The sequence below is a fragment of the Streptomyces sp. ActVer genome (assembly GCF_027270795.1).
In the GTDB taxonomy this organism is placed as follows: domain Bacteria; phylum Actinomycetota; class Actinomycetes; order Streptomycetales; family Streptomycetaceae; genus Streptomyces; species Streptomyces umbrinus_A.
Genome location: NZ_JAPWHT010000745.1, coordinates 1 through 2935, shown reverse-complemented (window position 1 = coordinate 2935; position 2935 = coordinate 1). Strand labels below are relative to the sequence as shown.

Annotated in this window: 3 protein-coding genes; 1 reads left to right on the top strand and 2 read right to left on the bottom strand. The window is 69.9% G+C overall.

Going from position 1 to position 2935, the window contains the following annotated elements; translation table 11 throughout:
• A partial coding sequence (locus tag O3Q52_RS51485; protein WP_269655304.1) for an NADH:flavin oxidoreductase/NADH oxidase occupies positions 1-885 on the bottom strand: 885 nt, incomplete at its 3' end.
• Positions 886-1035: 150 nt separating this feature from the next.
• On the opposite strand from O3Q52_RS51485, the gene O3Q52_RS51480 reads away from it, so the two are divergent.
• Positions 1036-1392, top strand: a complete 357-nt coding sequence (locus O3Q52_RS51480) for a helix-turn-helix transcriptional regulator (RefSeq protein WP_269655303.1) — start codon at positions 1036-1038, stop codon at positions 1390-1392.
• On the opposite strand, the gene O3Q52_RS51475 is transcribed toward O3Q52_RS51480, so the two are convergent.
• Positions 1312-2715: a nucleobase:cation symporter-2 family protein gene (locus O3Q52_RS51475; protein WP_269655302.1), complete on the bottom strand. Its 1404-nt coding sequence runs from the start codon at positions 2713-2715 to the stop codon at positions 1312-1314. The genes O3Q52_RS51480 and O3Q52_RS51475 overlap by 81 nt on opposite strands.
• Positions 2716-2935 lie beyond the last annotated feature (220 nt).

Here is a 2935-nt window from a genome sequence, read left to right as displayed (position 1 = left end):
GCGCTTCACGCGCGCGGCGGAGGGCACCTGGTAGCCCGGCCCGACGGGGATGCGTACGCCAGACGCGTTGCCGCCCGTGGAGACGTCGAGCAGGTCCACGCCGTGGGCGGTCAGTTCGGCGGCGAAGCGGACAGTGTCGTCGGCCGTCCAGCCGTTCTCCTCCAGCCAGTCGGTGGCCGAGATACGGAAGAACAGCGGCTTGTCGTCCGGCCACACCTCGCGCACGGCGTCCACGACTTCGAGGGCGAAGCGCACACGGTTCTCGTACGAGCCGCCGTACGCGTCCGTGCGCCGGTTGGAGTGCGGGGAGAGGAACTCACCGACCAGGTAGCCGTGCGCGCCGTGGATCTCGGCGATCTCGAAGCCGGCGTCCAGCGCCCGCCGCGCGGCGTCGGCGAACTGGCCGACGATCTCCCGGATCCCGTCCACCGTCAGCTCGGTCGGCACGGGGTGGTTCTCGTCGAAGGCGACCGGGCTCGGTCCGAGCGGCTGCCAGCCGTACGCGTCCGGGCCGACGGGCGCGCCGCCCTTCCAGGGGCGGTCGGTCGAGGCCTTGCGGCCGCCGTGCCCGAGCTGGATCGCGGGGACCGTGCCCTGGGACACCAGGAACCGCGTGATCCGCCGGAACGCCTCGACCTGGGTGTCGTTCCAGATGCCCAGGTCGTACGGAGAGATCCGCCCCTCGGGGCTGACAGCGGTGGCCTCGACGATGATCAGGCCGGTCCCGCCGACGGCCCGCGCCGCGTAGTGCGCGAAGTGCCAGTCGTTCGGGGCGCCGGTCGCGGGGCCCTCGGGCGCGGCCGAGTACTGGCACATCGGCGGCATCCAGACCCGGTTCGGGACAGTCAGATCGCGCAGGGTGTAGGGCTCGAAGAGCGCGCTCACGGCGGACTCCAATTCGTGACGGGGCCGGGTTACGACTAGTACGATAGGCATCGTAGTACGGCGAGTGTCAAACTACGAGACCTCTCGTACAATGAAGTTCTCCGGAGACCTCAGACCTCAGATTTCCGGCCCCGACGGACTGGAGCCGCCGTGACGACCGCCGCCCCCGCCAGCAGCCGCGACCTCCCGCACCCCGAGCGCACGGAGATCCGGCTGGAAGCCGTGCTGCACGCGCTCTCCGACCCGATGCGGCTTTTGGTCGTGCGAGAGCTCGCCGCCGACGGCGACGAGCTCTCCTGTTCGCACTTCGACCTGCCCGTCACCAAGTCCACGACCACGCATCACTTCCGGGTGCTGCGGGAGGCGGGCGTGATCCGGCAGATCTACCGGGGCACCGCCAAGATGAACGGGCTGCGACGGGACGACCTAGACGACCTCTTCCCGGGGCTTCTCGACAGTGTCCTCGCCGCCGCCGTTCGCCAGGCCGTCCGCCTCGGGAGCGGCTGAACCGCCCTTCGAGGGAAGGTGGTTGAAGAGCAGGTTCAGCACGATCGCGGTGAGACAGCCCGCGCTGATACCGCTGTTCATCACCGTCTGGAACCAGTCGGGGAACTTCGCGTACACCGTCGGCACGCCGACCGGCAGCATCCCGATGGCGACCGAAACGGCCACCACCGTCAGGTTGTTGTTGCCCTTGAAGTCGACCTGGGCCAGTGTCCGCAGCCCGCTCGCGGCGACCGTGCCGAACATGACCAGGCCCGCGCCGCCGAGCACCGGAGCCGGTATGGCCGCGACCACCGCGCCCAGCTTGGGCAGCAGGCCGAGCAGGACGAGGATGCCGCCGGCGGTGGCGACCACCCAGCGGCTGCGGACCCGTGTCATGCCGACGAGACCGACGTTCTGCGCGTACGCCGTGTACGGGAACGTGTTGAAGACACCGCCGAGGACCGTGGACAGGCCGTCCGCGCGCAGACCGTCGGCGAGCGTACGGGGCTCGATCCTCCGGTCGGTCATCTCGCCGACCGCGATGAAGTCACCGGTCGTCTCAGTCATCGTCACCAGGGCCACGACCAGCATCGAAGCGATCGCCGACGCCTCGAACGTGGGGGCGCCGAAGTGGAACGGCGTGCTGATGCCGAGCCAGTCCGCGTTCCCGACCCCGTCGAAGTCCGTGAAGCCGAACGGCACGGCCACCGCGAGCCCCACCGCGATGCCGAGCAGCACCGCGATCCGGCTCAGGAAGACCGGCGCGAACCGCTGCACGGCGAGCACGACCGCCAGGACGAAGGCCGCGAGCGCGAGGTTCTTCGGCTCACCGAAGTCCGCTGAACCCACCCCGCCGGCCGCCCAGTTGCCCGCCACCGGCAACAGCGAGAGTCCGATGATCAGGATCACCGTGCCCGTGACGAGCGGCGGGAAGAACCGCAGCAGCTTCCCGAAGACCGGCGCCAGCAGGATGATCGCCAGCCCGGCGACGATCACCGACCCGTAGATCGCGGGCAGTCCGCCGCCGCCCGTGCCGATCAGCACCATCGGCGACACGGCCGCGAAGGTGCAGCCCTGCATGATCGGCAGCCGCACGCCGAAGCGCCAGAAGCCGACGCACTGGATGAGGGTCGCGATGCCGCACAGCAGCAGGTCGGCCGTGATCAGGTACGCCATGTCCGCCGGCGACAGCTTCATCGCGCTGCCGACGATCAGGGGGACGGCGACCGCGCCCGCGTACATCGCGAGTACGTGCTGCAGACCGAAGGCGGCGAGGTGGCGGACTGGTGGGACCTCGTCCACGGGGTGCACTTGCCGTGCGGGGGTGGGGGTTGGGGTTGCCATGGGCACTCCAGGAGCGGCGGGGAGGTGGGGACTGCCTCAGACCGTAAGCCGGTTGAACAGTTTGTTGATTTCTGGTCTGTTGCCGCCAGGTGTCATGCCCCTTGGGGCATGGTCCACTCTCGGGAGGGCTCCGGAGAGGTTCTGCGTCGCCTGCGGGCCGTCAGGGGCTGGTCGCGCCCACGCGGCGGAGCCGCAAAATGTCACAGCCCCGCGCCCCTTA